The organism is Rhizobium sp. P1_E6 (assembly GCF_056405875.1).
This window is the reverse complement of record NZ_JBFUBG010000015.1, coordinates 59,321-85,880: the sequence shown is the minus strand read 5'-3', so window position 1 is coordinate 85,880 and position 26,560 is coordinate 59,321. Positions and strand designations below refer to the sequence as shown.

The 26,560-nt window shown below is 60.8% G+C and carries 25 protein-coding genes; 16 read left to right on the top strand and 9 right to left on the bottom strand.

Translation table 11 applies throughout. The features are described 5' to 3' along the window. Positions 1–49 precede the first annotated feature (49 nt). The 3 genes from AC1D35_RS10950 to AC1D35_RS10940 all read left to right on the top strand — a co-directional run bounded on the left by AC1D35_RS10950 (position 50) and on the right by AC1D35_RS10940 (position 3,690). Entirely contained in the window at positions 50–1,603 is a 1,554-nt protein-coding gene (locus tag AC1D35_RS10950) for a sugar ABC transporter ATP-binding protein (protein ID WP_113298435.1), read from the top strand. A 27-nt stretch (positions 1,604–1,630) separates the two neighbouring features. Then, positions 1,631–2,605, top strand: a complete 975-nt coding sequence (locus tag AC1D35_RS10945; RefSeq protein ID WP_113298434.1) for an ABC transporter permease — start codon at positions 1,631–1,633, stop codon at positions 2,603–2,605. Positions 2,606–2,670: 65 nt separating this feature from the next. Then, a complete protein-coding gene (locus AC1D35_RS10940) occupies positions 2,671–3,690 on the top strand; it encodes a zinc-binding alcohol dehydrogenase family protein (protein ID WP_113307015.1) in 1,020 nt (339 codons plus the stop codon). Here AC1D35_RS10940 and AC1D35_RS10935 read toward each other — a convergent pair. After that, entirely contained in the window at positions 3,687–4,409 is a 723-nt protein-coding gene (locus AC1D35_RS10935; RefSeq protein ID WP_113307016.1) for a copper homeostasis protein CutC, read from the bottom strand. The genes AC1D35_RS10940 and AC1D35_RS10935 overlap by 4 nt on opposite strands. Before the next feature lie 382 nt (positions 4,410–4,791). After that, positions 4,792–5,739 carry a LysR family transcriptional regulator gene (locus AC1D35_RS10930; RefSeq protein WP_113307017.1) on the bottom strand — a complete coding sequence of 316 codons (948 nt, stop codon included), beginning with the start codon at positions 5,737–5,739 and terminating at the stop codon, positions 4,792–4,794. A 119-nt stretch (positions 5,740–5,858) separates the two neighbouring features. Between AC1D35_RS10930 and AC1D35_RS10925 the strand changes: the two genes are divergently transcribed. Continuing rightward, entirely contained in the window at positions 5,859–6,281 is a 423-nt protein-coding gene (locus tag AC1D35_RS10925) for a DoxX family protein (protein ID WP_113307018.1), read from the top strand. A gap of 44 nt (positions 6,282–6,325) precedes the next feature. Continuing rightward, positions 6,326–7,198 (top strand): NmrA family NAD(P)-binding protein, encoded by an 873-nt coding sequence (locus AC1D35_RS10920; protein ID WP_113307019.1) that lies wholly within the window; start codon positions 6,326–6,328, stop codon positions 7,196–7,198. A gap of 77 nt (positions 7,199–7,275) precedes the next feature. Here the strand turns inward: AC1D35_RS10920 and AC1D35_RS10915 are convergent, their stop codons facing one another. Beyond that, positions 7,276–8,490, bottom strand: coding sequence for a LysR family transcriptional regulator (locus AC1D35_RS10915; RefSeq protein ID WP_113307020.1), 1,215 nt, complete (start codon positions 8,488–8,490; stop codon positions 7,276–7,278). 431 nt (positions 8,491–8,921) lie between these two features. On the opposite strand from AC1D35_RS10915, the gene osmF reads away from it, so the two are divergent. The 6 genes from osmF to AC1D35_RS10885 are packed head-to-tail and all read left to right on the top strand — an operon-like array spanning position 8,922 to position 15,650. Beyond that, the gene (gene osmF, locus AC1D35_RS10910) at positions 8,922–9,830 is read left to right on the top strand and encodes a glycine betaine ABC transporter substrate-binding protein OsmF (RefSeq protein ID WP_113298427.1); all 909 of its coding nucleotides are present in this window, start codon (positions 8,922–8,924) and stop codon (positions 9,828–9,830) included. Positions 9,831–9,887: 57 nt separating this feature from the next. Continuing rightward, positions 9,888–11,054: an ABC transporter permease gene (locus AC1D35_RS10905; RefSeq protein WP_113298426.1), complete on the top strand. Its 1,167-nt coding sequence runs from the start codon at positions 9,888–9,890 to the stop codon at positions 11,052–11,054. Beyond that, entirely contained in the window at positions 11,051–11,995 is a 945-nt protein-coding gene (locus AC1D35_RS10900; RefSeq protein WP_113307021.1) for an ABC transporter ATP-binding protein, read from the top strand. Before AC1D35_RS10905 ends, AC1D35_RS10900 begins: the two co-directional genes overlap by 4 nt. Continuing rightward, entirely contained in the window at positions 11,992–12,741 is a 750-nt protein-coding gene (locus tag AC1D35_RS10895; RefSeq protein WP_113298424.1) for an ABC transporter permease, read from the top strand. Before AC1D35_RS10900 ends, AC1D35_RS10895 begins: the two co-directional genes overlap by 4 nt. A gap of 47 nt (positions 12,742–12,788) precedes the next feature. Then, positions 12,789–13,184, top strand: coding sequence for a VOC family protein (locus AC1D35_RS10890; protein ID WP_113307022.1), 396 nt, complete (start codon positions 12,789–12,791; stop codon positions 13,182–13,184). 15 nt (positions 13,185–13,199) lie between these two features. Beyond that, positions 13,200–15,650 (top strand): glycoside hydrolase family 2 protein, encoded by a 2,451-nt coding sequence (locus tag AC1D35_RS10885; protein ID WP_113307023.1) that lies wholly within the window; start codon positions 13,200–13,202, stop codon positions 15,648–15,650. Positions 15,651–15,700: 50 nt separating this feature from the next. On the opposite strand, the gene AC1D35_RS10880 is transcribed toward AC1D35_RS10885, so the two are convergent. Further along, positions 15,701–16,093, bottom strand: a complete 393-nt coding sequence (locus AC1D35_RS10880; protein WP_113298421.1) for a PRC-barrel domain-containing protein — start codon at positions 16,091–16,093, stop codon at positions 15,701–15,703. Between the two features lie 250 nt (positions 16,094–16,343). On the opposite strand from AC1D35_RS10880, the gene AC1D35_RS10875 reads away from it, so the two are divergent. From AC1D35_RS10875 to AC1D35_RS10865, 3 genes are all read left to right on the top strand, one after another. After that, complete coding sequence (locus tag AC1D35_RS10875; protein WP_113307024.1) at positions 16,344–18,044, top strand: long-chain fatty acid--CoA ligase; 1,701 nt, start codon at positions 16,344–16,346, stop codon at positions 18,042–18,044. A gap of 140 nt (positions 18,045–18,184) precedes the next feature. After that, a complete protein-coding gene (pgi, locus tag AC1D35_RS10870) occupies positions 18,185–19,810 on the top strand; it encodes a glucose-6-phosphate isomerase (RefSeq protein WP_113307025.1) in 1,626 nt (541 codons plus the stop codon). Positions 19,811–19,929: 119 nt separating this feature from the next. Next, a complete protein-coding gene (locus tag AC1D35_RS10865; RefSeq protein ID WP_113307026.1) occupies positions 19,930–20,733 on the top strand; it encodes an alpha/beta fold hydrolase in 804 nt (267 codons plus the stop codon). A gap of 3 nt (positions 20,734–20,736) precedes the next feature. Here the strand turns inward: AC1D35_RS10865 and AC1D35_RS10860 are convergent, their stop codons facing one another. The 3 genes from AC1D35_RS10860 to AC1D35_RS10850 form a co-directional block, all read right to left on the bottom strand. Continuing rightward, positions 20,737–21,663 carry a carbohydrate kinase family protein gene (locus AC1D35_RS10860; protein WP_113307027.1) on the bottom strand — a complete coding sequence of 309 codons (927 nt, stop codon included), beginning with the start codon at positions 21,661–21,663 and terminating at the stop codon, positions 20,737–20,739. Between the two features lie 62 nt (positions 21,664–21,725). Continuing rightward, positions 21,726–22,421, bottom strand: coding sequence for an orotate phosphoribosyltransferase (locus tag AC1D35_RS10855; protein ID WP_477938579.1), 696 nt, complete (start codon positions 22,419–22,421; stop codon positions 21,726–21,728). Between the two features lie 75 nt (positions 22,422–22,496). Then, entirely contained in the window at positions 22,497–23,150 is a 654-nt protein-coding gene (locus tag AC1D35_RS10850; protein WP_113307029.1) for a TetR/AcrR family transcriptional regulator, read from the bottom strand. Positions 23,151–23,249: 99 nt separating this feature from the next. Here AC1D35_RS10850 and AC1D35_RS10845 point away from each other — a divergent pair, with 99 nt between their 5' ends. Both AC1D35_RS10845 and AC1D35_RS10840 read left to right on the top strand, forming a co-directional pair. Beyond that, entirely contained in the window at positions 23,250–24,074 is an 825-nt protein-coding gene (locus AC1D35_RS10845; protein ID WP_113307030.1) for an NmrA family NAD(P)-binding protein, read from the top strand. 2 nt (positions 24,075–24,076) lie between these two features. Next, the gene (locus AC1D35_RS10840; protein WP_113307081.1) at positions 24,077–24,559 is read left to right on the top strand and encodes an anthrone oxygenase family protein; all 483 of its coding nucleotides are present in this window, start codon (positions 24,077–24,079) and stop codon (positions 24,557–24,559) included. 60 nt (positions 24,560–24,619) lie between these two features. On the opposite strand, the gene AC1D35_RS10835 is transcribed toward AC1D35_RS10840, so the two are convergent. Both AC1D35_RS10835 and AC1D35_RS10830 read right to left on the bottom strand, forming a co-directional pair. Continuing rightward, positions 24,620–25,156, bottom strand: coding sequence for a bleomycin resistance protein (locus AC1D35_RS10835; RefSeq protein WP_113307031.1), 537 nt, complete (start codon positions 25,154–25,156; stop codon positions 24,620–24,622). A gap of 186 nt (positions 25,157–25,342) precedes the next feature. Further along, positions 25,343–26,521, bottom strand: a complete 1,179-nt coding sequence (locus AC1D35_RS10830) for a GGDEF domain-containing protein (protein ID WP_477832357.1) — start codon at positions 26,519–26,521, stop codon at positions 25,343–25,345. Between the last annotated feature and the right edge of the window lie 39 nt (positions 26,522–26,560).

Sequence of the window (26,560 nt, the reverse complement as noted above, 5' to 3'; positions counted from 1 at the left end):
GTATTGTTCACCGGGGATGGAACAGACGTGACAAGAGGAGGAGAGGTCCATGGTCGGACTGGAAGAGATCAGTCATCGCCACGATGACAGCGCGACGCTAAAAGAAGCCAATCGAATTCCCGCCGGATCGCCCATCCTCGAACTGAAAGGCCTGCAGAAGAATTACGGTCACGTGCAGGCGCTGAAGCCTGCGACGCTGACCTTCCTTGCAGGCGAAATCCACGCCATCGTCGGCGAAAACGGCGCCGGCAAATCCACCCTCATCAAATTGCTCACCGGCGTCATCACGCGCACGGCCGGCGAAGTGCTGTGGTGCGGCCATCCGGTGGGGCTGTCGACGCCGAACGAGGCAATCGCCCGCGGCATCAATGCAGTTCACCAGGAAGTCGTGCTCTGCCGGCACCTGAGCGTTGCGGCCAATCTCTTCCTCGGCGACGAGGTCAACCGCTTCGGCATCATGCGCAAGAAGCAGATGGAGAAGATGGCGCAGGCCGTTCTCGATGATCTCGGCTTCGGCCTGCCTGCCGGTGCGCTGCTGAGTTCGCTGACGATCGGTCAGCAGCAGCTCGTCGCCACGGCGCGGGCGGCCATGCGCGGCACGCAGTTCCTGATCTTCGACGAGCCGACCGCCTATCTCACCCGCCAGGAATCCGCCCAGCTCTTCAAGCTGATCCGCCGTCTGCAGGGCGAAGGCGTCACCATCGTCTATATCAGCCACCGCATGGAGGAAGTCTTCGAGCTTGCCGACCGTGTCTCGGTGCTGCGCGACGGCACCCATGTCGGCACGCGCCTCATTGGCGAAACCAATGACGCCGAACTGATCGCGCTGATGATCAATCGCTCGATCGAGCAGATCTACCATAAGGAAGAGATTCCGATCGGCGAGACGATCCTCGACGTCAGGGGTCTTACCGGTCCGGGCTTCGAAGACGTGTCGCTGAGCGTCAAGGCAGGACAGATCGTCGGGCTCTATGGCCTGATCGGCGCCGGGCGCAGCGAATTTGCTCTCGGGCTCTACGGGCGCCAGCCGACAAGTGCGGGCGAAATCCACTGGATGGGCAAGCGCGTCGATATCAGGAACGAACGCACAGCGATGGAGCTCGGCATTGCGCTGGCGCCCGAAAGCCGGCGCGACCAGGGGCTCTGCCTCAACCTGCCGATCGGCCTCAACATCAACCTGCCAGTGTTCGGACGCCTCAGCCAGGGCCCGGTCATCAATCACTCGCGCGAATCGACGAATGCCGACAAGCAGATCCGCGATCTCAGCATCAAGACGCCGAGCCGGCGCGTTCCGGCCTCGAGCATGTCTGGCGGCAACCAGCAGAAGATCGTCATCGGCAAGTGGCTGAGCCACGGCGCCCGGCTTTTCATTTTCGACGAGCCGACCGTCGGCGTCGACGTCGGCACCAAGGCGGAAATCTACCGGCTCTTCGCCAAGCTTCTGAAGGAAGGGGCAGGCATCATCCTGATCTCTTCCTACCTGCCCGAGGTCTACGAACTGGCCGACCGGCTGCACGTCTTCCGCAGCGGCAAGCTCGTTGCAAGCCATGATTTCCACGCGGCGACGCATGAAGAAGTGCTCAGCGAAGCGATCGGCGTCTGAGCCAGAAGAATAAGAGGGAGAAAATTCATGACTGTCACCCCCACCGAAATCGTCGCGCCGCCGCCGCGCCGGAAGATGAACATCCTGTTCGGCCTGACGCTGATCGGCTTGCTGATCTTCCTCTGGGTCGTGCTCGGCTTCTCTACGGCCAGCTTCTGGACGCCGCTCAACATCTCCAACCTGTTGCGCCAAGGCTCGATGACGGCGATCCTGGCGCTCGGCCAGACCTTCGTCATCATCACCGCCGGCATCGACCTTTCTGTCGGCGCAATCGTCGGCTTCTGCACTGTTATCATCGCCTGGCTCTTACAGGCGGGCGTCCCGCTCTGGGCGGCGATCCTGCTGACGCTGGCAATCGGCGTCGCGATCGGCTCTTTCCATGGCTTCGGCATCGTGCATATGGGCCTGCCGCCCTTCATCATCACGCTGGCGACCCTGACGTCGCTGCGCGGCATCGGCCTGCTGATCACCAACGGCTCGACGATCAGCATCACTGACGAGGGCTTCAGCAACTTCGCCCGCGCCGATTTCCTTGGCGTGCCAAGCCTGTTCTGGATGGTCATCCTGGTGGCGATCCCCTCCTTCGTCTTCCTGCATCTGAGCCGCTGGGGCCGCTATCTCTTCGCGGTCGGTTCGAATGCGGAAGCCGCGCGCCTTTCCGGCGTCAACGTCAAGGGGATGATTTACCTGGCCTATATCCTGTCGGCTTCGTTTGCGGCCTTCGTCGGCGTGCTGCTCGCCTCGCGCATCGCGATCGGCAACGCCACGCAGGCCGACGGCTGGGAACTGCAGGCGATCGCCTCTTCGGTCATCGGCGGCACCTCGCTCTTCGGTGCGGTCGGTTCAGTGCATGGTCCGCTGATCGGCGCGTTCATTCTGGCGACCATCAACAACGGCGCCAACCTGTTGAACGTCAACTCGTTCTGGCAGCGCATCATCACCGGCCTGCTGATCATCGTCATCGTCTACTTCGACCAGCTTCGCCGGCGCCGGACAGGCTGAGCGAAACGAGAAACGAAGCCGGCCCAAGGGCCGGCTTCGTTCATTTCAGCCATGCGAGAACCATCATGAAAGCAGTGCTCTGCCGCGAACCCGGCGTCCTCGATCTCGTCGAGCGTCCCTCTCCCGAAAGGCCTGTTACCGGCTGGGTACGGCTTGCCGTCAGCCATGTCGGCATCTGCGGCACGGACTATCATATTTTCGAAGGCAAGCACCCCTTTCTCGAATATCCGCGCGTCATGGGTCATGAAATATCCGCGACCGTGCTGGAGGCCGGCGATGGGGTAGCGATGGCGGTCGGTACGCCCGTTATCGTCAACCCTTACCTCTCTTGCGGAAGCTGTGTTGCGTGCCGCCAGGGCAAACCGAATTGCTGCACCAACATCAGGGTTCTCGGCGTGCATACGGACGGCGCCTTCTGCGAGGAGATCGTGGTTCCGGCGGGTAATCTCTATGCCGCCAAGGGCCTCAGTCTGGAGGCCGCGGCGACCACCGAATTCCTGGCGATCGGGGCGCATGCCGTGCGCCGGTCCATGGCATCAGCCGGTTCCCGCTCGCTCGTTATCGGCGCAGGCCCGATCGGCCTCGGCGCGGCAATCTTTTCGCGCATCGCCGGTCATGAGGTGACGCTGCTCGATACGAGCGCTGAACGGTTGCAGATGGCATCGGAGCGCTTCGGTTTCACATCCGGCATCGTCGCCAGTGAAGGCACCCTCGATGCCGTGAAGGCCAAGACGGATGGCGACGGTTTCGATGTCGTCTTCGATGCGACGGGTTACGGGCCGTCGATGCAGAAAGCCTTCAGCTTCGTCGCTCACGGCGGGGCGCTGGTGCTGGTCAGCGTCGTGAAGGACGATATCCTCTTTTCCGATCCGGAATTCCACAAGCGCGAAATGATGGTCATCGGCAGCCGCAACGCAACACGCGTCGACTTCGAGCATGTCGCCGATTCAATCGCCAAGGGGCTCGTGCCGGTCGACAAATTGATCACGCACCGCACGACGCTTGCCGATGCGCCGCGTGATCTTGCCCGCTGGGCGCATGAAAAGAGCGGCCTCATCAAGGCCGTGATCAAGGTTGCGGACTAAGCGGCGTCGATTGCCGCACGCATCTGCCTGACGACATCGATATCCGTCCGGTTCGAGGTCGGCACATCGAAGCCGAAGGAGACGGCACGCGGATCGGCGCTGGCAACGGCAGAGCTGCAGGAGCCATGAACCTCGTGCGCACCCGTTGCCCGCAGGATCTCGACGACATTGGCCGGGCGCACGCCGCTGCCCGGCATGATGGAGATACGGCCGGCGGCCCTGGCGGAAATGCGTTTCAGCGTTTCGAGCCCGTCCATCGCCTTCGGTACGCAGCCGGAGGTAAGGATGCGCTCGCAGCCGAGTTCGACTGCCTGTTCGAGCGCCGCATCCGGATCGGGCACGAGATCGAAGGCGCGGTGCAGCGTCGAGCCGAGGCCGGCAGCGTGCACCTTCAAACGATGAATGAGCGGCATGTCGAGCGTACCATCCGGCCGGTTCGCGCCGATGACGACGCCCGCGAGACCTGCGGCCCTGACAGCATCGATATCGGCCAGCATCGCCTTTTCATCCGTTGCGTCGAAGATGAAGGGGCCGGCATGCGGGCGGATCATTGCATAGACGGGGATCGGCGCTTCGGCGGCAATTCGCATCAGGCTCGGCAATGGCGTCAGCCCGCCAAGCTCCAGCGCCGAGCAGAGCTCGATGCGGCGGGCGCCGCCCTCGATTGCAGCCGCAAGGCCCTGAGCGCTATCGACGCATACTTCCAGCAAAACCGCCATATTCCGAATCCCTCTCGTTCCGCCACCATTCTAGCGTAGTATAGCGTGCCGAGGGTGGCTGGATCGTAAAATCGGCGTTCTCTATGCGCTTGCTGACGGACGGTTTCGGCAGCAATGCGCCTCATCCTCGCCGTTCCCGGGCAAAGTGTGCCGTCCCGCAAGCGGCCATTTGTTCCGATTACCCATTTGCTGCCTTACGGAGATCGACGGGCGGCCCCGGATATGTCCGAACCTGATACGGAATGGTTCTGTTGCATTGGCACGGCGCTGGGGAGACAGAAGGCGGAAAAGTTTGAGGATATCTCATGTCGGACTTCAAAGGTCGCCGGTTTCAGTGTTGCATTCTGTCGGACCGCCGGGCCGCCGACCGGCAGACATAACTTCAGAATGTTGATTTCGAGGGCGGATGAAGATGTTCGCCTCGCGATTCCAGATACGGCATCAGCACATCTTCGATCCAAGTCATGAATGCGCGGACTCGGCGCGACAGATTGCGCCGATGTGCTACGACGAGGGACACGGCGATCGCCCGGCGACGAAAATCGGGGAGAATTTCCACCAGCGCTCCACTCTTTAAGTATTGGCCAATCCCCAAGAGTGGCGCCTGAATCAGGCCAAGGCCGGCGAGGGCAGCGGCATCGTAGGTCTGCGCGCTGTTGACGTGTAGCGCACCTGGCAACTGAAGCGTCGCGTAGCTGTCGCCGTCAGGATATTCCCATCCATAGGGTTTTGCGCCCAGAATCGTCGAAAAATGAATTGCCCGATGTTCCTGACTCTGGAGATCTTCTAGCGATCGAGGGACGCCATAGCGCGCCAGATAGGCGGGACTGGCAGCGTTGACCATGCGCAACAGGCCCAGTGGGCGGGCAATCAGCGTTTCGTCCCTTATGAGTCCAAGTCGCAACACACAGTCGAACCCCTCTTGAACCAGATCGACTTGCCGATCCGTACTCGACACCTCCAACTCCAACTCGGGGTGAGTCGCCATGAAATCCGGCAAGGCCGGCACGATCGTTGTGCGCGCCACCTCGGTCGGAAGATCGACCCGTAAACGCCCGCGAAGTGCCACGCGATCGCCTGCGAACATCGAGTGAAGGTCATCGACTTCAGCAAGCAGATCGCGGGCACGGGCATGAAATGCGCGTCCGTCCTCCGTCAACTGCACGCTGCGCGTCGTCCGGTGCAGGAGCCTGACACCGACATCTTCTTCCAGCTTCCGGACCGCCGTTGAGGCCCTTCCCTTTTGAATGCCCAGGCTATCGGCTGCGTGGGTGAAGCTCCCCATTTCCGCTACCGTTACGAAAATGAGGATGGGTTCGAGATTCTGCATTTTCGTGCCTTGGTATTGTTCGCTACAGAGAGAACAGTGAGTTTATTTCCTCCGTGTTTATCATACCTGAGAGACACAGTAACTTCCGAATATTGGATCCCCCCATCGGAGAATGACAAATGTCCGAAACTGTGGACTTACATCAGGTGCCTGAAACTATGACTTCGCATCGCGCCCTATGGGCCGGCCGGACAATGAGCGCGATTGTCGCTGTCGCTCTGGTGGCAGACGGCACTATTCAGCTTTTCGCGCCGGCACAGATCGCGAGCATGTTGCAGGAAACTGGGTTCGCGATGGACCTGACCCGTGTCGTGGGTCCGATCATACTCGCCTGCGCCATCCTCTACGCCATCCCGGCCACCGCCGTCCTCGGCGCGATCCTGGTGACGGGCTTTCTGGGAGGCGCCATCTGCGCCCATGTCCGCATCGGTGAGTTGGGGTCGCCGCCGGAACTCATTTCCCTGCTTCTGGGCGCGATGACATGGGGCGGCCTCTATCTGCGCGATCCCCATATCCGGGCCATTCTGCCGCTCATCCGTTGAACCAACAGGACAGTGCTCTGTCCTTCAAGATCAGGAGAAAATGCATGTTTTTAGTAATAGGAATCACGGGAAAAGTGGGCGGCGCAGCGGCAAAACATCTGTTGGCGCACGGCAGGGAGGTACGTGCGCTGGTCCGCAATCGCGAGAAGGCGGCTAACTGGGCGAACCAGGGCGTGGAACTGGTAGACGGCGATTGGAATGATTCGGCAGCCATCGAGCAAGCGCTCAACGGCGTCGAGGGCGCGTTTGTCATGTTGCCGGCTGTCTGGGCGCCCTCGCCCGATTACAAAGAAGCAAAGGGCGTGATTGCAAACTATGTCGAGGCGTTCACCAAGGCAGCGCCGCCGCGAGTGGTTGCGCTTTCGTCGATGGGTGCGAACAGGACCAGCGGGCTCGGGATGATCACGGCCTTGTCGCTTCTGGAGCAAGGTTTTCGCGATCTGATATCCCCAATCGCATTTGTGCGCGCAGGCGGATTTTTCGAAAATTTTCTTTACGGCTTGCACGTCGCCCAAGGTGGAATGCTACCGGTCTACTACAATCCGACAAACCGGAAATCGACCATGGTCGCGACGAGCGACATCGGCGCGGAGGTCGCAACCCTTTTGACCGGGCCAGCTTGGCCAGGGCATCGCGTCATCGAGCTTGGTTCGATGGTCAGCGCGGATGAAGTCGCAGAGCAATTGGGTGAAGTCCTGAATCTCGACGTGAAAGCCTTTGCGGTTCCGCGTGCAGGGTGGGCGGAAGCGTTCGAGCAGTTCGGCATCCCGAAGGGCCACACCGGGCCCGCCGAAGAAATGTTTGAGGCCGTGAACGCAGGATGGATGGACCTCGGAGCCGAGGATACGGAGCACGTAGCGGGTACGACGTCCGCACGCGAAGTATTCGAGACCGCACAGAACGCCGCCAAGGCATAAGTCTCGCTACTGGGCTGAGGTAGCTACTGCGTAGACATAGTGCCCATCTTCATCGTTCCCGGCCCGCCGCAGCCTGTTTAAGCGAAGGCTTTACTTTGCGCGACAGGTGCCGGGACAATTTTTGCCGCGGTCGTAATCAACATGTCGCAAGCATCAGCCGCGGCTCTCCGGTGATTGAAGGCCACATGGTAGGACATGGGCATCGGCTCGGCGAGTTCGACGATGCGCACCCGGTCGGCGATCGGCATGGCGCTGACGCGGCCGAGAAAAGAGACGTAGCCGTGATTGGCGACGAGATCGACGATGACGGGCAGTGAATCCGCAGCGGTAATGTCGCGGTCGCGCAAACGACGATGCAGGGTGCGGTCGTAGCCGAAGGTCATGGCGGCATGGCCGATGCCGGTGCGCGGGCTCGGCGTGCAGATCGGATGACTGGCGACAAGGTCGGCCGCCGTCGCTTCCATGCTGTCGGGCGGGGCGATGGCCACCATATCCGTGCGCAGCAATTCGCGATGACGAAAGCTTTCGAGGCCGAAGACGGAATCGAGGATCGCGACATCGATGCGCCCGGATTTCAGCGCTTCACGCAGATCATCGGCGGTCATCGAGACCAGCGACAGGGCATTCTTGTTGCGGCCGGCATTCCATTGCGCAACGAGTGCGCCGAGGCAGCGAGCAACCCAGCTTTCCGATCCGGTGGGAATGATGGAGCCGATGCGCAGCGAGCGGGCCGTGCGCTGATAACGCTCATCGGCAGACGATTTCAGTTCGTTCCAGGCGAGACTGATCGTGGAAAACAGCGTGTAGGCATGTCTGCCTTCTTCCGTAAGCGCCGACCCCTGCGCCTGGCGCTCGAAGAGGCGGCAGCCAAAGAATTTCTCAAGATTGGCAATCTGCAATGACAGCTGCGGCTGACCAAGGCGAAGGCGGCGTGCGGCGCGATTGATGCTACCCTGATCCGCAACCTCCAGGTAGCGCTCCATCGTAGCCGGCTTTACGGGGATGCGGGCAGCCCATTGTCCATAAGCCTCCGGGTCATTGTGGCCAAGCATTTCGCCGAGCTCTTCCGTTGCATCGAGGATCGGCGCCAATCCCTCCTGAACCCTGCCGCCGGCAAGCAGAATGACCAGTTCTCCCGAAGAACGTTCAACGAGTTTCAGGGCAAGCTCCGTTTCCAGATTATCGACGGCGGACGATACGGTCGAGACGGAGAGGTTGAAGCGACGGGCAGTCTCGCGCATGGAGCCTGACGACAGGACTTGGCTTGCGATGAATAGAGCGCCGAGATGCATGGACTTCTCCGGAAGCTACTGAAAAGGCGGAGGATATGACGTGTTCGTGAAAAAAGATATCCCTGTCCACAGAGGTGCGGGCTATCGTTCAACCAATCAAGAAATCCGGGCGGCGGCAAAACCGATCAAAAGCACCGGAACACCGTGGAAACACGCAAGGGGATAAAAACAAATCGCGCCGGCCGTGGAAAAGGGAATGCAATTCCGCGCAACGGTCTGCATTCGCCGCCATAATCGCGCCGCGAGAGCGAATACTGGAGGGGGCTGCTTCGATTTTCGGGCATCGATTTTTCGGGCATGCACACTATTTCCATGACGCACGTATTTCCGGCATGATGGCCCGAGCTGACCATGCCGGCTGGTTTTATGCGCGCAGGCTTCGCGTTCGGGGCCTTCGCGACGTTTAACGGTGTTCAACCAAGGGGATAATCATGCTTAGGAAATTCGCACTTGCCGTCACGCTTTCCGCCTTTGCGGCCGGCGCGGCGCACGCCGCAGACGTCGTCGTTTCGTCGAAGATCGACACCGAAGGCACGCTGCTCGGCAACGTCATCGTGCTCGCGCTGGAAGCCAACGGTATCAAGACGAAGGACCGCATCGCACTTGGCGCAACCCCGGTCGTGCGCAAGGCGATCACTGCGGGCGAAATCGATATCTATCCGGAATATACCGGCAATGCCGGCTTCTTCTTCAACAAGGCCGATGACGCAGCCTGGAAGAATCTCGAACAGGGCTACCAGGCGGCCAAGAAGCTCGATTACGATGCCAACAAGATTGTCTGGCTGACGCCTTCACCTGCCAACAACACCTGGGCGCTTGCCGTGCGCAGCGACGTCGCCGGTCCGAATAACCTCAAGACCATGTCCGATTTCGGCAAGTGGGTTTCGGGTGGCGGTGCCGCCAAGCTCGCAGCCTCCGCCGAATTCGTCAATTCTGCCGGCGCCCTGCCTGCCTTCCAGACGACTTACGGCTTCACCCTGAAGCCGGACCAGGAAGTCGTGCTTTCGGGTGGCGATACGGCGGCAACGATCAAGGCTGCGGCTGACCAGACCAACGGCGTCAACACCGCCATGGTCTACGGCACCGATGGCGCGATCGAAGCTGCCCAACTGACGGTTCTCGAAGACGACAAGAGCGTGCAGCAGGTCTATGCACCGACCCCGATCATCCGCGAAGCCGTGCTGCAGGCGAACCCGAAGATCCAGGAAATCCTCACTCCGATCTTCCAGAGCCTGACAGCTGACGAGTTGCGCAAGCTCAATGCCAAGATCCAGGTCGACGGCGAGCCGGCGAAGTCCGTAGCCGAAGCCTATCTGAAGGAAAAAGGCTTCCTGAAGTAATTGCCTGCTGCCCCGCCCGGCATTCGGGCGGGGCACTTTCCGGACAGGGTAGGATCGATGGAAGAAACCTTAGCGGTCCGCAAGCTGGACCGGCTCGGCGTGGTACTGGTGGCAGGCGGCATTGTGGCGACGGCGCTTCTGCCATTCATCTATGTGAAGGCAAACCGTATCGCCGCCGGCAAGCCGATGCTGCTGACACAGCTTCTTCCCCAGCCTTCCGTCGTCATTCTGCTGGCCCTGCTGATTGCCACTGCCTTGGCGACGCTCTTTCTGAAAAGCGCCTTCATCCGGCTTGCTCTCGGCACGCTCTGCCTTATCGCACTAATTGCCGCTATCGGGCTGGTGGCGACCGCCTCGACACCGTCAGGCAGCACCGTGGCGCGCATGACGCCCGGCGGCAGCTTCTGGGTGCTGCTCGGCGTTATCGGCCTCATCATCTCCGACGCGTTGGTGAAGATAAAGCTGACACCGTGGATGCGTGTTGCGTCACTGGCCGCCTACACCGCTTTGCTCGTGATCTGCCTCGCGTCCGGCCTGCTCGACAGCCTGTCGATCCTGAGGGAGTTTTCGACACGGGCCGACCAGTTCTGGAGCGAGGCAATCTCCCACCTGCTGCTGGCTTTCGGTTCACTTGCCATCGCCATCGTGCTCGGGTTGCCGCTCGGTATCCTCTGCTTCTGGGTGCCGAAACTGCGCGCCATCGTGCTGCGGATCCTGAGCCTCATCCAGACCATTCCGAGCCTGGCACTTTTCGGCCTCTTGATGCTGCCGCTCGGCTATCTCGCCGCAAACGTGCCGCTCGCGGCCGATATCGGCATTCGCGGCATCGGCACCGCGCCGGCGCTGATTGCGCTCGTGCTTTATTCGCTGCTGCCGATCGTCGCCAATACGGTTGTCGGCCTTGAAGGCGTCGATCCCTCGGTGCGTGATGCCGCCGCGGGCATGGGGCTGACACGCCGGCAGATCCTTGCTGGAATCGACCTGCCGCTCGCCTTTCCGGTCATCCTCACCGGCATCCGCATCGTGCTCGTTCAGGCGATCGGCATGGTGACGATCGCCGCGCTGATCGGCGGGGGCGGCTTCGGCATCTTCATCTTCCAGGGGCTTGGCCAGACGGCCATGGACCTCGTCCTGCTCGGCGCCGTGCCGACCGTTTTCTTCGCCTTCTCCTCGGCCGTCATCCTCGATGCGGTCATCGAAAGCATCCAGGGGCCAGCCGTATGAGCAAGATCGAGATCAGGAACGTCACCAAGCGCTACGGCTCGGCAACGGTCGTCGACAATGTCTCCATGAGCGTCGAGAAGGGTTCGATTACCGTTGTCGTCGGCACATCGGGCTCCGGCAAATCGACGCTGATGCGGATGATCAACCGGCTTGTGCCGATCACCGAAGGGCAGATCTTCGTCGGCGGACAGAACATCATGGACGTGCCGGCGACCGAGCTTCGCCGCAAGATCGGCTATGCCATTCAGGGGCACGGGCTTTTTCCGCATCGGACGGTGGCTCAGAACATTGCCACTGTGCCGCAGCTTCTCGGCTGGGACGCAGCCCGCACCGACAGCCGAGTGACGGAACTGCTTGGCCTCTTCAATCTCGACCCGGCGACATTCGCGGAGAAATATCCGCATCAACTGTCGGGCGGCCAGCAGCAACGTGTCGGCGTTGCCCGCGCACTGGCGGCCGAGCCGGAACTTCTGTTGATGGACGAGCCCTTCGGCGCGCTCGATCCCGTCATCCGCGGCAAGGCGCAGGACGATCTGCTGGCGATCCAGAAACAGTTCGGCACGACGGTTGTTCTCGTGACCCATGACATGGACGAGGCCTTCCATCTCGGCAATCAGATTGCCGTCATGAGCGAGGGCAATCTGCTGCAATGCTCGACGCCGGAAAAGATCCTGACGGAGCCTGCCGATCCCTTCGTGCAGCAATTGACCGGCACTTCCGACCGGGCACTGAAGCTGATGTCGCTCACGCCGCTGAAGGACAGCATGGAGCCCGCCAAGTCCGGCTTGTCCTATTCGCTGGCACAGTCGCTCAATCTGCGCGATGCGCTGGCCGAAATGATCTGGCAGGGCGTGGACGAGGCTGCCGTGCAGGACGCGAACAAGGCGGCGGTGGGTTCGATTTCGATGAACCGGCTCATCGAACTGGGCCGCAAGGCATGAAATTTATTATCGCCAATCTCTTTCGCGCGCTGGCATTGGTGCTGCTACTCATCCTGATCTTCAGGACAGAGTGGCTCTCCTTCATGCTGGTGCCGCTCACCAACAACAATGCCCCACCGGTCTATATACAGAATAGCCTCGCTTCGCTGGCGCTCGGCCATCTGGAACTCGTTCTCATCTCCATCATCGGCAGCGCGGTACTGGCCGTACTCGGCGGCATCTTCGTCACGCGGCCGAGCGGCGCAGATTTCCTGCCGCTGTCGCGCGCCATTGCCAATGCCGGCCAGACATTTCCGCCCGTTGCGGTCCTGGCGCTTGCCGTACCCGCCACCGGTTTCGGTGCTGCGCCGACGCTGATTGCGCTCTTTCTCTATGGCCTGCTGCCGATCTTCGAAAATACCGTCGCAGGCCTGAAGCAGGTGTCGCCGCAGGTGCTGGACGCCGCCGATGGCATGGGCATGAACGGGATGCAGCGTCTCTTCCAGGTCGAACTGCCGCTCGCATTGCCGCTGATCCTCGAAGGGCTGAAGGTCGCGACGGTCATCAATATCGGCACGGCGACGATCGGCTCGACGGTCGCGGCAAAGGGCCTCGGCGAGGTCATCATCGCCGGCCTGATCTCCGACAATACCGCCTTCATCCTGCAGGGCGGGTTGATCGTCGGGTTGATGGCGGTGCTGATCTATGATGTCGTCGGAATGCTCGAAGGCGCGATCACGCGCAGAATGGGCTTGCGTCCGGCTTGAGAGGACGGCTACCAAGGCAGCGGTAGAGTGAGCGATGGGAGACCGCCTTGGCCAAGATGATCCATTCCATGATCCGCGTTCTGGACGAGACGCGCTCGGTCGATTTCTATAGCAAGGTCTTCGGGCTTGAGGTCGCCGACCGCGTCGATTTCGAAACTTTCACGCTGATCTATATGAGCAATGACGAGACCGGCTTCGAGCTGGAACTGACGGTTAACAAGGGCCGCATCGAGCCCTACAATCTCGGCGACGGCTACGGCCATCTCGCCATTTCCGTCCAGGAAGTGCAGGTCGAGCACAAGCGGCTGACGGATCTCGGCCTCAACCCCGGCAAGCTCGTGGAACTCAACCGCGACGGCAAGCTGTTCGGGCTGTTCTTCTTCATCACCGATCCTGACGGCTACAAGATCGAAGTGCTGCAGCGCCACGGCCGTTTTCAATAGGACATAAGAGCTGACATGATCGAGAAGAGAGACTTCGATAACGGCTGGACGCTTTCCTGTAACGATACAGGAAGAGATAATCTGCCAGCGTCCATACCTGCAACCGTGCCGGGCTGCGTGCACCTGGATCTTCTCGCCGCCAGGCTGATCCCCGATCCCTACCTCGATATCAATGAGATCACCAACGACTGGATCGGCAAGACGGATTGGATCTATCGGCTAAGCTTCGAGGCCGCGCCCGATGACGGCAGGATACAGGAGCTCGTCTTCGAGGGCATGGACACGATCGCGACGATCCGCCTGAACGGCGAGGAGATCGGCCGCACCTTCAACATGCACCGCACCTACCGCTTCGATGTTTCGTCACTGTTGCGGAAGGGCGAAAACGAACTCAGCGTCACCTTCCGCTCCGTCTATGCCTATGGCGCCGAGATGGAGCAGCACTACGGCTACCGCCCGAACAATTATCCCGGGCCGGGCAACCTGGTCCGGAAGATGGCCAGCAACTTCGGCTGGGACTGGGGTCCGACGCTGGTGACCGCAGGGCTCTGGAAGCCGGTCCGGCTGGAGAGCTGGGATCGGGTGCGGCTTGCCGCTACAAGGGTTTCGGCGACGCTTGCGGGCGGCGATGGTCTGGTCAAGGTGCATGCGCGGCTGGCGAAACATGGCGAAACGGCGCCCGCTACGCTCGTTGCCGAGATCGGCGGCGTGACGCAAACGATCGCGGTCGAAGCGGATGCGCAGGAGGTTTCCTTCGAGGTTCGCGTCCCCTCGCCGCAGCTCTGGTGGCCGCATCATCTCGGTGCGCAGCCGCTTTATCCGCTGGAGATCCGGCTGCAGGACGAGAGCGGGAACATCCTCGATCGCTATTCGAAGCAGATCGGCTTCCGGTCGCTGCGCCTCGACACATCCCCGGATGAACACGGTTCGGCCTTCACCTTCGTTATCAACGAGGTGCCGATCTTTGCCTGCGGCGCCAATTGGATACCGGATGACTGTTTTCCCTCGCGCGTGACGGCCGAGCGCTATGCAGCGCGCATCGACGAGGCGAAGGCTGCCAATATCAACCTGCTGCGTGTGTGGGGCGGCGGTATCTTCGAGCGGGACGAATTCTACGAGACCTGCGACCGGGCCGGCATGCTCGTCTGGCAGGATTTCCTGTTCGCCTGCGCCTCTTATCCGGAGGAAGAGCCGCTGCACAGCGAGGTGATCGCCGAGGTGCGGGACAATGTCGTGCGGCTGATGCCGCATGCATCTCTGATCATCTGGAACGGTAACAACGAGAATATCTGGGGTTTCGACGAATGGGGCTGGCGGCCGATCATCAAGGACGGCGTCAGCTGGGGCCTCGGCTACTATCTCGATGTGCTGCCGGCGCTTTGTGCCGAACTCGATCCTGACCGGCCCTATTATCCGGGCAGCCCCTATTCCGGTTCCATGGAGATCGAGCCGAATGACGACCGGCATGGCTGCAAGCATATCTGGGATGTCTGGAACGACGTCGGCTACGAGGTCTATCGCAACTATATTCCGCGCTTCTGCTCCGAGTTCGGCTGGCAGGCGCCGCCGGCCTGGGCGACGCTTCAGGAAAGTGTGCATGACGAACCGCTGACGCCGGAATCGCACGGCGTTTTCCACCATCAGAAGGCGACGCAGGGCAATGACAAGCTGATCAAGGGTCTTGCCGGGCATCTGCCTGTGCCGCAGGGCATGGACGACTGGCATTTTGCAACGCAGCTCAATCAGGCACGCGCCATCCGCTTCGCGGTCGAGCACATGCGTTCGCATCGTGACATCTGCAAGGGCGCTGTCGTCTGGCAGTTCAATGACTGCTGGCCGGTCACCTCCTGGGCAGCGCTCGATTCCGCCGGGCGGCGCAAGCCGCTCTGGTATGCGATGCAGCAGGCTTTTCATCCACGCCTGCTAACGATCCAGCCGCGCGACGGCGGCCTTTCGGCTATTGCTGTCAACGAGCAGACGCTGTTCTGGCGCTCGAAGATCAGTGGCAAGCGGATGCGGCTTGATGGGACGGTGCTGGCGGAATTCGAATTCTGGCGGCTGCTCTGCGATCGTTTCGAGGCGAAGGAATTTCCCCTGCCGGAGGATATCGCAACATCAGGTTCGGCGGATGAGGAAGTCATCGTCGTCCAGATGCTGGATAAACGCGCCTTCCATTATTTCGTCGAGGATATCGACCTGAAACTTCCTTCACCGGAACTCGCCATATCCCTGACGAGATCGGCCGATGGCTGGGATGTCGCAGTGACTGCGCGGAGCTTTCTGAAGGATCTCTGCCTGATGGCGGATCGGCTCGATCCCGCGGCTGTAGTGGATTCGATGCTGGTGACGCTGATGCCCGGTGAAAGCCATGTCTTCCGCGTCATGACCGAGAAACATCTGTCGATCGAGGACATCGCGGTCGGACCGATACTGCGCTGCGCCAATGATCTCGTGAGCAAAAACTGAAAGGCCCCGCTCTCGCGGGGCCTCCATCCGGCTCGTCCTCGCAGACGACGTTACATCCAGTAGGGCGGCACGCCATAATAATCGTAAACGCGGCGGCCATTATCGTTGTACCAGGTGTCGTCGTCATCCGCGTAGCTCGGCGCGCCTTCGATCTGTTCCTTGGTGAGATCAATGCGGTAACCGTCCAACTGGGTGTCGTAGCTCAGCTTCGCCCATGGCAGCGGATAGTGCTCGTGGCCGATGCCGAGGAAGCCACCGAAACTCAGGACCGCGTAAGCCACGCGGCCATCCTGCTTCCCGAGGATGAGGCGCTCGATGGAACCGATGTGCTTGCCATCGGCGCCATAGACGCGGGTGCCTTCAACGCGGTCGCTGGCGATCAACGTCGGCGTATCCTTCACATTCGGGTCACGGCGGGTGGCGTCAGTATCCTGATTGAGCATTGTGCACCTCCTTTGATCGTTTCGTCGTGGGTTTATCCACCCCAATAAAACGTGACCTATGCTTCAAAGTTCCCCATCGCCTCATGTTCATATGCCGCCTTCGCGATATTGACGTTTACGTCAAGGTTATTGTAGCCTCAATCCGCTTGAACCGCTCAAGCAATGGCATAAGCTGCCGTGACGGAGGATGGAGGATCTTCCGATCGACCGGTGTCATCCGGTTTTGGCAGCCGAATGGGAGAGAGAGACAATGAACAGTATTTCCGTCCACCCTGGTGGTGCGAAATCGGAAAAACCATGGCTTGCCACCTATCCGGACATCATTCCGGCCCAGATTCCCCCACTGGAATTTACATCGCTGCCGGATCTTCTGGAAAAGAGCTGCGCGCGTTTTGCCGACCGGAAAGCCTTTTCCAGCATGGGCAGGTCGATGAGTTATCGCGAGCTCGAAAGCCAGACCCGCAAGGTGGCCGCCTGGCTGCAGGGCGCCGGCCTGCAGAAGGGCGATCGGGTCGCCGTGATGATGCCGAACGTGCTGCAGAACCCCGTCGCGGTCTATGGCATCCTGCGCGCCGGTCTCGTCGTCGTAAACGTCAACCCGCTCTATACGCCGCGCGAACTCGAGCACCAGCTCAACGATTCCGGTGCCAAGGCGATCTTCGTTCTGGAAAACTTCGCGCGCACCGTCGAACAGGTCATCAACAAGACCGACCTGCGCCATGTCGTCGTCAGCTCGCTCGGCGAAATGCTCGGCCCCAAGGGACATATCGTCAACTTCATCGTCCGCCGGGTGAAGAAGCTGGTCCCGTCCTGGTCCATTCCGCAGCATAAGAGCTTCCGGCAGGTGCTGTCCGAAGGTGCGGGCAAGACGCTCGCGCCTGTTGCGCTCACCGGCAGCGACATCGCCTTCCTGCAATATACGGGCGGGACGACCGGCATTGCCAAGGGGGCAGTGCTGACGCATCAGAACCTGCTTGCCAACAAGATGCAGCTGCAGCTCTGGCTGAAATCCGCCTTCGACAAGAAGAAGCAGCCTGAAGTCCTGAACTTCCTCTGCGCGCTGCCGCTCTACCATATCTTCGCGCTGACGGTGAATTCGCTGATGGGCATGTCGCTCGGCGCCCGTAATGTGCTGATCGCCAATCCGCGCGACATTCCGGGGTTGGTGCAGGAATTCCAGAAGTCCGATATCCACATTTTCCCCGGCCTGAATACGCTGTTCAACGCGCTGCTCAACAATGCCGACTTCGCCAAGCTCGATTTCTCCTCGCTCGTCATGTCGCTCGGCGGCGGCATGGCCGTGCAGCGGCCGGTAGCGGAACGCTGGCTGAAGGTGACGGGCTCGCATATTACCGAAGGTTACGGTCTCTCCGAGACATCGCCGGTGGCGACCGCCAACCGTTTCGATTCCCCCGAATTCACGGGCTCGATCGGCCTTCCCATTCCCTCGACGGAACTCGACATCCGCGACGAGGACGGCAATTCGCTGCCGCTTGGCGAGATCGGCGAGATCTGCATCCGCGGCCCGCAGGTCATGGCCGGTTACTGGAACAAGCCCGACGAGACGGCGCGGGTGATGACGCCGGATGGCTATTTCCGCAGCGGCGACATGGGCTTCATGGACGAGCGCGGCTACACCAAGATCGTCGACCGCAAGAAGGACATGATCCTCGTCTCCGGCTTCAACGTCTATCCGAACGAGATCGAGGAAGTGGCCGCCATGCATCCCGGCATCCTGGAGGCGGCAGCGATCGGCGTGCCGGACGGGCATTCCGGCGAGGCGGTGAAGCTCTTCATCGTTCGCAAGGACCCAGGTCTCACCGAAGCCGATGTGAAGGCCCATTGCGCGGCCAATCTCACCAATTACAAGCGGCCGCGCTTCATCGAATTCCGCACCGAGCTGCCGAAGAGCCCGGTCGGCAAGATCCTGCGCAAGGACCTGCGCGGCTGAATTTGACGGTCTCATGAAATTGAGGGCCATCCGCTTGTCGCGGGTGGCTTTTTTCATATTTCGTCAGATGGCTGAACTTGATTTGACTGCCGGAAAGAGAATAGTTTCCGCAACCCTCTCCGCCTCCAAAGGAGTCTCCCATGACTGCCATCGTCGAACAACTGAAGAGCACCGCAGCAGCCACCAAGGCCACCGATCTGCGCGCCGCATTCGCTGATGATCCGCAGCGCTTCTCGCGCTTTTCCGCATCGCTTGACGACCTGCTGATGGATTTTTCCAAGACGGCCGTCAACGACGAGATCCTGAAGCTTCTGGTGAAGCTCGCCGAAGAAGGCGGTGTTGCAGAGAAGCGCGATGAGATGTTCTCCGGCAAGGCGATCAATTTTACCGAAAATCGCGCCGTGCTGCATACGGCGCTGCGCAACCGCTCCAACACACCCGTTCTGGTGGACGGCAAGGATGTCATGCCTGACGTCAACGCCGTGCTCGCCGCCATGGGCAAGTTTGCCGATGGTGTCCGCTCGGGTGCGCTGAAGGGTGCGACCGGCAAGAAGATCACCGATGTCATCAATATCGGCATCGGCGGTTCGGATCTCGGCCCTGTCATGGCGACGCTGGCGCTTGCACCGTTCCATGATGGCCCCCGCGCCCATTTCGTCTCCAACATCGACGGCGCCCATATTGCCGACATCCTGAAGCTGGTTGAGCCGGAAACGACGCTCTTCATCGTCGCCTCCAAGACCTTCACGACCGTCGAAACGATGACCAATGCGCAGACGGCGCGTAAGTTCATCGCCGGCGCGCTCGGCGAGGCGGCCGTTCAGCATCACTTCGCCGCCGTTTCGACGGCGCTTGAGAAGGTTTCCGCCTTCGGCATCGAAAGCGAACGCGTCTTCGGTTTCTGGGACTGGGTCGGCGGTCGGTATTCGATCTGGTCGGCAATCGGCCTGCCGCTGATGATCGCTGTCGGCCCCGAAAATTTCGGCAAGTTCCTCGATGGCGCACATGCCATCGACAATCATTTCCGCAAGGCGCCGATTGCCGAGAACCTGCCTGTCCTGCTCGGCCTCATCGGCTTCTACCACCGGAATGTTCTGGGCTACCCGACACGCGCCATCTTGCCCTATGACCAGCGCCTGTCCCGCTTCCCTGCCTATCTGCAGCAGCTCGACATGGAATCGAACGGCAAGGGCGTCACCATCGACGGCACGCCGGTCGAAGGCAATTCCGGCCCGGTCGTCTGGGGCGAGCCCGGCACCAATGGCCAACACGCCTTCTACCAGCTCATCCACCAGGGCACGAGCATCATCCCGGCCGAATTCATGATCGCCGCCAACGGCTTCGAGCCTGAGCTGCGCCATCAGCACCAGCTGCTGATGTCGAACGTTCTCGCCCAGTCGGAAGCCCTCATGAAGGGCCGCACCTTCGATGAGGCCAAGAAGCAGCTGACCGACAAGGGCATGGAAGACAAGCAGGCCGATTTCATCGCGCCCCACCGCGTCTTCAACGGCAACCGCCCGTCGATCACCTTCGTCTATGACAAGCTGACGCCCTACGCGCTCGGCCGCCTGATCGCGCTCTACGAGCACCGCGTTTTCGTCGAAGGCGTGCTCTTCCGCATCAACTCCTTCGACCAGTGGGGCGTCGAGCTCGGCAAGGAGCTGGCGACCGGCCTGCTGCCCGTCGTCGAAGGCAAGGAAAGCGCTGCCGGTCACGACTCCTCGACGCAGGGTCTTGTCGCTGCGCTGGCAAAGCTCGCCAAGTAATCCTGGCGATCTCGCTGCTATCGAAGCCCATCCGTCACACGGGTGGGCTTTTTTTGTTTGACCCTGTCGAATTGCAGGGCATCTCGTCGTCTATAGAGAGAATGACAGAGGAGGAGCTGATGACTGCAACGGATAACGAGCTGGTGAAATTCGAGGCCGAGGGGGCACAGCCATTGCCGGCCTCGAACGAGCAGGGCTTCGTTGATAACAAAGGTGCCCGCGTCTGGTATGCGAGTTACGGCGCCGGTCCCGCTGTCATCCTTCTGCATGGCGGGCTCGGCAATAGCGGCAATTGGGGCTATCAGGTTCCTGCGCTTGTCGATGCCGGCCATCGGGTCGTGGTGATCGACAGCCGCGGTCATGGCCGCAGCACGCGTGACGAGCGTCCCTACACCTATCACCTGATGGCTTCGGACGTGCTTGCGGTCATGGATCATACCGGAATCGAAGAAGCGGCCTTCATCGGCTGGAGCGATGGCGCCTGTACGTCCTTGATCCTGGCCGACCAGCAGCCGGACCGGGTCTGCGGCGTATTTTTCTTCGCCTGCAACATGGACTCCACCGGCACTAAGGAATTCAAGGCGACGCCGGTCATCGACCGTTGCTTCAGCCGTCACAGGAAGGATTATCAGGCCCTATCGGCGACACCTGACCAGTTCGAAGCTTTCGTCGGCGACGTCTCGAAAATGATGGCGACGGAGCCGAATTATTCGGCCGAGCAGCTGACAGGCATCAAGGTGCCGGTCTCCATCGTGCTCGGTGAGCATGACGAATTCATCAAGCCCGAGCATGCCGACTATCTGGCAAGGACGATCCCGGATGCGGAATTCGTGCTGCTGCCCGGTGTCAGCCATTTCGCCCCGCTGCAGCAGCCGGACCTCTTCAATCGCGAGGTCCGTGCTTTTCTCGACCGGATCGCTTAAGGCTCAGAGGCCGATCTCTTTCGCCCAGGGCGGATTGGCGCCGGCGCGGGAGACGGTCACCGCGGCCGCCTTGGCGCCAAGAGCCAGGGCGTTGCGCAGGGCCTGCTCATCAAGATTGGCGACCTGCGCCTTGGTCAGCAGGTTGTCCTTCTTCAGCGAGGCGAGAATGCCGGCATCGAAAGTGTCGCCGGCGCCGACCGTGTCGACGACAGTCACACGCTCGCTCGGTACGGTGACCTTACGCGCGTTGGTGTAGCCGGTGGCACCTTCGGCGCCCTTGGTGATGACGACGAGCTTGGCGCCGTGGTTCAGCCAGTGGGCGGCAAGCGCATCATGGTCGCCTTCCAGGCCGAACCATTCGAGATCCTCGTCGGAGAATTTGACGATGTCGGACTTGGCGGCCATGCGCTTGATGCGGGCCATATGCGCCGGCTTATCCTTGATGAAACCGGGGCGGATGTTCGGGTCGAGAGAGATGACGCGCGTAGCGGCTTCGCGGTCGAGAAGCGCCTCATAGGTTTCGCCGCAGGGGCTCGGGATGAGGCTGATCGCGCCGAAATGCAGGGCTTCGCAGTCATCGCCGAGATCGGGCAGGTCATCTGACGTGATCATGCGGCCAGCCGTGCCCTCGTCGTAGAAGGCATAAGTCGCCTGGCCGTTGACGAGCTTGACGAAGGCGATGGTCGAAGGGCGCGGGGTGATGGCGCAAGGGCTGTAATCGACATTGCTTGCCTTCAGCGTATCCAGCAGGATCTCGCCCATCATGTCATCGGCAATGCCGGTGAAGAAGGCCGTGGGTATGCCGAGGCGCCCGAGCGCAATCGCGGTATTGAAGATCGCGCCGCCGGCATAGGGCGCAAAGCCCCTTTCGCCAAGGGTCGTGTCCCTCGGCAGCATGTCGATCAGGGCTTCGCCGCAGCACAAAATCATCGAATTCCTCCCAACAGGACTTGCGCGTTCTTCAATCGATTAAGCGAGCTTTTGTCAAAAGGCTAGAGCGAAAGCTCACTCACGCCACCATTCCTCGCCGACCAGGCGAGCGGCGCATCGAGGAAGGCCTCGACTTCGTGCAGCGTCTTGTCATCGAAAAGCTTCTGCTGCCTGGCGATTGCCAGAACCTCCCGCCATGTGGCGATATAATGGAGCTGAACCTTGCCATTGGCAAAGCGCTGATGTGCCTCGGGGAAGATTCCGTAGAAGAAGAGCGCGATGCCGTGATCGACGATACCGCCGGCGGATCTGATGGCATCGATGAAGGTGAACATGCTGCCGCCCGCGGTCGTCAGATCCTCGATAACGAGGACGCGGGCGCCGTCCTTCATGTCGCCTTCGATCTGCGCATTGCGGCCATGGCCCTTCGGCTTTTTGCGGACATAGATCATCGGCAGGCTGAGGCGATCGGCAAGCAGGGCTGCGAAGGGAATGCCTGCGGTCTCGCCGCCGGCGATGCAATCGAACTGCTCAAAACCGGCATCGCGCAGGAGGGTGCTGGCGGCAAAATCCATCACCGTGGAGCGGACGCGCGGGAAGGAGAGAAGCTTGCGGCAGTCGATATAAACGGGGCTCATGATGCCGGAGGCATATTTGTAGGGCGTCTCGGGGCTGAAGTGCACCGCCTTGATCTCCCAGAGCATCTTTGCCAGCAGCTCTGCCATGACGGCGCGGTCGGGAAATGTGGTCTGGATCATGCGGCTTACTCCTTCGGCTGACGTTCCAGCGGCAATAGCAGCAAGAGCGGCCGGTTTCCAGATGGAAGAGGGCCGTCAGCCGAGCAGGCGGCCGATATCCGCAACCTGCATCTTCTTGAAGAGCGCGATCGCCTGCGCGCCCTCTTTCTCATCCAGCGAAACGGCATAACGGACCGCGGCCGCAAGAAGCTGCATCGTCAGCCGGGCGATGGCCAGAAGCTCCGTCTCGGTCCGCTCCGGCCATAGCTGTTTTAGCACTGAAAGCAGGGCCTGCGCGTGGAATTCCATATCTTCGGCATCGACTTCCTGGAGGAGCTTATCCGTGTGGGTCGCGTGCCAGATATCGCGCATCACAGGCTCGCGGCGAAAGAAGGCATAATATTCATCGGCGATGACGCAGAGAGCCGTCCGCAGATTGTCGGCGTCCGTCACCTTGGCCAGTTCGTCGGCTACGCATTGTCGGCCCTGCTCGTTGAAGCGCTCGGCTAGCGTGCGGATGATCGAGGTCTTGTCCGGGAAATACTGATAGAGGGCGCCGAAGGAAAGCTCAGCTTTTTCAACGATCTCGCTCATCTTCAGAGCATCACTGCCTTTCTTTTCGATGAGCTCGGAGGCGACTGTCAGGATTTTTTCGAAGCGCTCGCGGCCACGCTGCTGGCTCGGGATGCGGCGTGGCTGACCGGTCGACTCCTGCTGGCGCCTGCGCCGTGCGATCACTTCTTCTGCCATCTTCCACTTCCTTCGACTGTTGACAAAGAAAATAAGAGAGTTTATCTCATTTTGCAAATGAGAGAGTCTCTCTTATTTTGATCGAAGAGGAGTTTCGATATGCAGAATTCCGAAATCGTTCTGATCGGCGGATCGGGCAAAACCGGTGGCCGCATTGCCGACAGGCTGGAAAAGCTGGGACTTAACGTGCGCAAGGCGTCCCGTTCCACGATACCGGCCTTCGACTGGGAGGATCGCGCGAGTTGGCGCAATGCGCTCACGGGAGCAACGAGCGCCTATGTCGCCTTCCAGCCGGACCTTGCCGTCTCATGGGCGGCAGAGGCCATCGAAGCCCTTTCAAAGCTCGCAGGGGAATGCGGGTTGCAGCATATCGTGCTGCTTTCCGGCCGGGGCGAAGAGGGTGCGCAAAAGAGCGAGGAAGCTCTCAAAACATCCGGGATCGGCTACACGATCCTGCGCGCCTCCTGGTTCAACCAGAATTTCAGCGAAGGCGCTTTTCTGGAACCATTGCTTTCCGGCAAGCTGCAGCTTCCCGTCGGCAATATCAGGGAGCCCTTCATCGATGCCGGCGACATCGCCGATGCGGCGGTGGCAGCCTTGACTGATATCAGGCATCGCAACAAGATCTATGAGCTGACCGGCCCTCGCGCCCTGACCTTCCGCGAAGCCGTGGCCGAAATCGCCGCCGCTTCGGGCCGGTCGATCGAGTATGAACAGGTCCCGATGACGGATTTTAAGGAGGGTCTCGCCGCCGCGGGAATGCCGGAGCCGGTCATCGCGCTACTGGAAGAGCTCTTCGGCGAGGTGCTCGACGGGCGCAATTCGCAGGTTATGAGTGGCGTATCAGACATTCTCGGCCGCCCGGCGAGCGATTTCAGCCAATATGCGCGGGAGACCGCAGCAATCGGACTATGGAGCGCCTGACCATGCAGATCGTTCTCGTCATTTCCCTTGTCGCTGCGGCCATTGGCAGCGGTCTTGTCGCCGGCATCTTCTTCGCCTTCTCGACCTTCATCATGACCGCCTTCGCGCGCATTCCGCCCGAGCAAGGCATCGCAGCGATGAATTCCATCAACATGACCATCGTGCGCTCGCCCTTCATGCTGCTTTTCGTGCCGACCGCGATCCTCTGCATCGTGATCGCGGTATTGGCCTTCGCGAACTGGCGCGGCGGCGCATCGTCACTGATGCTGGCCGGCGTGTCGCTCTATATCGCCGCATCCTTCCTCTCCACCATCGTCTTCAACGTGCCGATGAACGATGCATTGGGAAAGGTGAGCGGCAACGGGCCGGAAGCGGTGCAGCTCTGGACGACCTATCTCAAAGATTGGACATGGTGGAACCATGTGCGTACGATTGCCTCGCTGCTGGCTTCCATCGCATTTGTCCGGGCGCTGATGCTCATCTGAAAAGGGCGGAGGGAATGACACTCCGCCCCTTCGTTGCTTCCCGCATTTGCGGGAATTGCGCTAGTTCTGCTGGCAGAAGGTGATGCGGTTGCTGAAGGGGTCGATGACGGCCATCTCCAGGCCCCAGGGCGCTTCCTCGATGCCCGGTTTCATGTAGCGGTAGTTCCTCGCGGCAAGCTCGGCCTGATAGGCGCCGATATCCTTCACACGCACGAAAGCCCGAGCGCCGGGGCTTGCATCGCCCGAATGTTCGCTCAAGTGCAGTTGCATGTTCTCGCGCGAGACCTGGCAATAAAGCGGAAAATTCTCACCGAAGCGATGTTCCCAATCCAGAGTGAAGCCGAGGAAGCCGCAATAGAATTCCATGGCCTTCTCGACCGAGAAAATGCGGAAGATCGGCACCGGCGGTTCTATGCCGATCGGAGATCGGGCGCCTTCGGTCTCATCCAGTTTAGCAGAGAGAATGTTCCACTGGTCGAAGCCGAATTGTTTGGCGACAATCTCCAGCGTTTCGCTGTGGGTAAGGGAAATATCGCGGTCGGCAAGCGCCTGCCGCAGGGTTTTTGCCATAAGCTTGGCATCGCGAAAATCGCGCATGTATCCATCCTTCCGTTGGCGGCAAACAGGAAGATCAGTGCCCGCGTCTGCTGACCCGTTCGCCATCGTTTGCCAGGAGCAAGGATGTGAAGGTGGATTTGGATGCATTCACCATAATGCTTGCGCATCGCGGGGCGGCTGGCTGCATCCGGCCGACGATCAGCTTACGAAAGGTCGGCAGACGGATCAAGAGGCAGAGCGCACGACGCCTGACGGCACCGAATGCAGATGGCTGGCAAGTTCGACACGATTTCGGCCGGCGCCTTTTGCGACATAGAGCGCCTTATCCGCCTCGCCCAGCATGGCGTCGAAATCCAGTGGCTTGGACCGGCCAGGGGCGACGCCGGCACTGACGGTGCAATTGAGAACCTCGTCTTCGATATAGATGTCGCGGTCCTCGAAGGCCTTGCGGATACGCTCGGCGGCAAGCTCGGCGCGGCCGGGCATGATCTCCTTCAGCACGAGAGCGAATTCCTCGCCACCAAGGCGGGCGGCCGTATCGCCGCTACGGCAATTGGCCGAAAGTTCGCCGGCAAAGACCTTCAGGACGTGATCGCCGGCTGCATGGCCGTAACGGTCGTTCACCGATTTGAAATGGTCGATGTCGAAGACGATGACCGCGGTCGAAACGCCCATGGTGCGGGTACCGTGCTGGTCGAACAGAGCGCGGCGGTTCAGCAGGCCGGTCAGCGGGTCGGTGATCGCGTCGATGCGGTGACGGGCGGCAAGCCGCCACTGATGCAGCGCCAGCGACAGGGCGCCGATGCCGGTCATGCCGGCAATGCACATGGCAAGGCTCAGATCTTCCGCCCAATTGCTGGGCGCGGCTCCGAGCACCAGCTTGCCATCCCAGATCAATACAGCGGCGCAGAGCACGAAGGAAATCGCCGTCAATGTGTAGAGGGCGGTAATGCCTGAGATCGGCGCAGGTGCTTCGGCACGGCCTAACCAATATTGCCGGGCAGTCGTGAAGAGCAGGAAGGCGATGGCGAGGTTATCAGCCATGAAAGCAAGGCCATCCAGCCCGGCGATCATCGGCGGAACGGCAGTCGCCATGGCGACGATTGAGCGGACGGCGATGCCGAAAAGCGGAATCCGGCCAGTGCGGAACTGATAGCCGGCGCCCCAGATGGTCGCAAACCCCGCATGAAACAACATGAAATTGCCAGCACCAAGCATGCGTCCGGGCTGTTCCACATAGAAGGCGTAGGCAAAAATGCCGGCAACGACGAGAACGAGGCCGAATGTGCAGGTGAGAAGAAATGTCTCGGCCCGGCGCGCGATCCAGCTCCCCATGAGCGTCACGGCAAGGCAGGTTGCTGAAACGCCAAGCGCCAGCAGCAGTGAATTGTAGTCAAGCATCATGCTTTTAGATCTCCGCGGCTCCTGCCGCGCCGATAACGT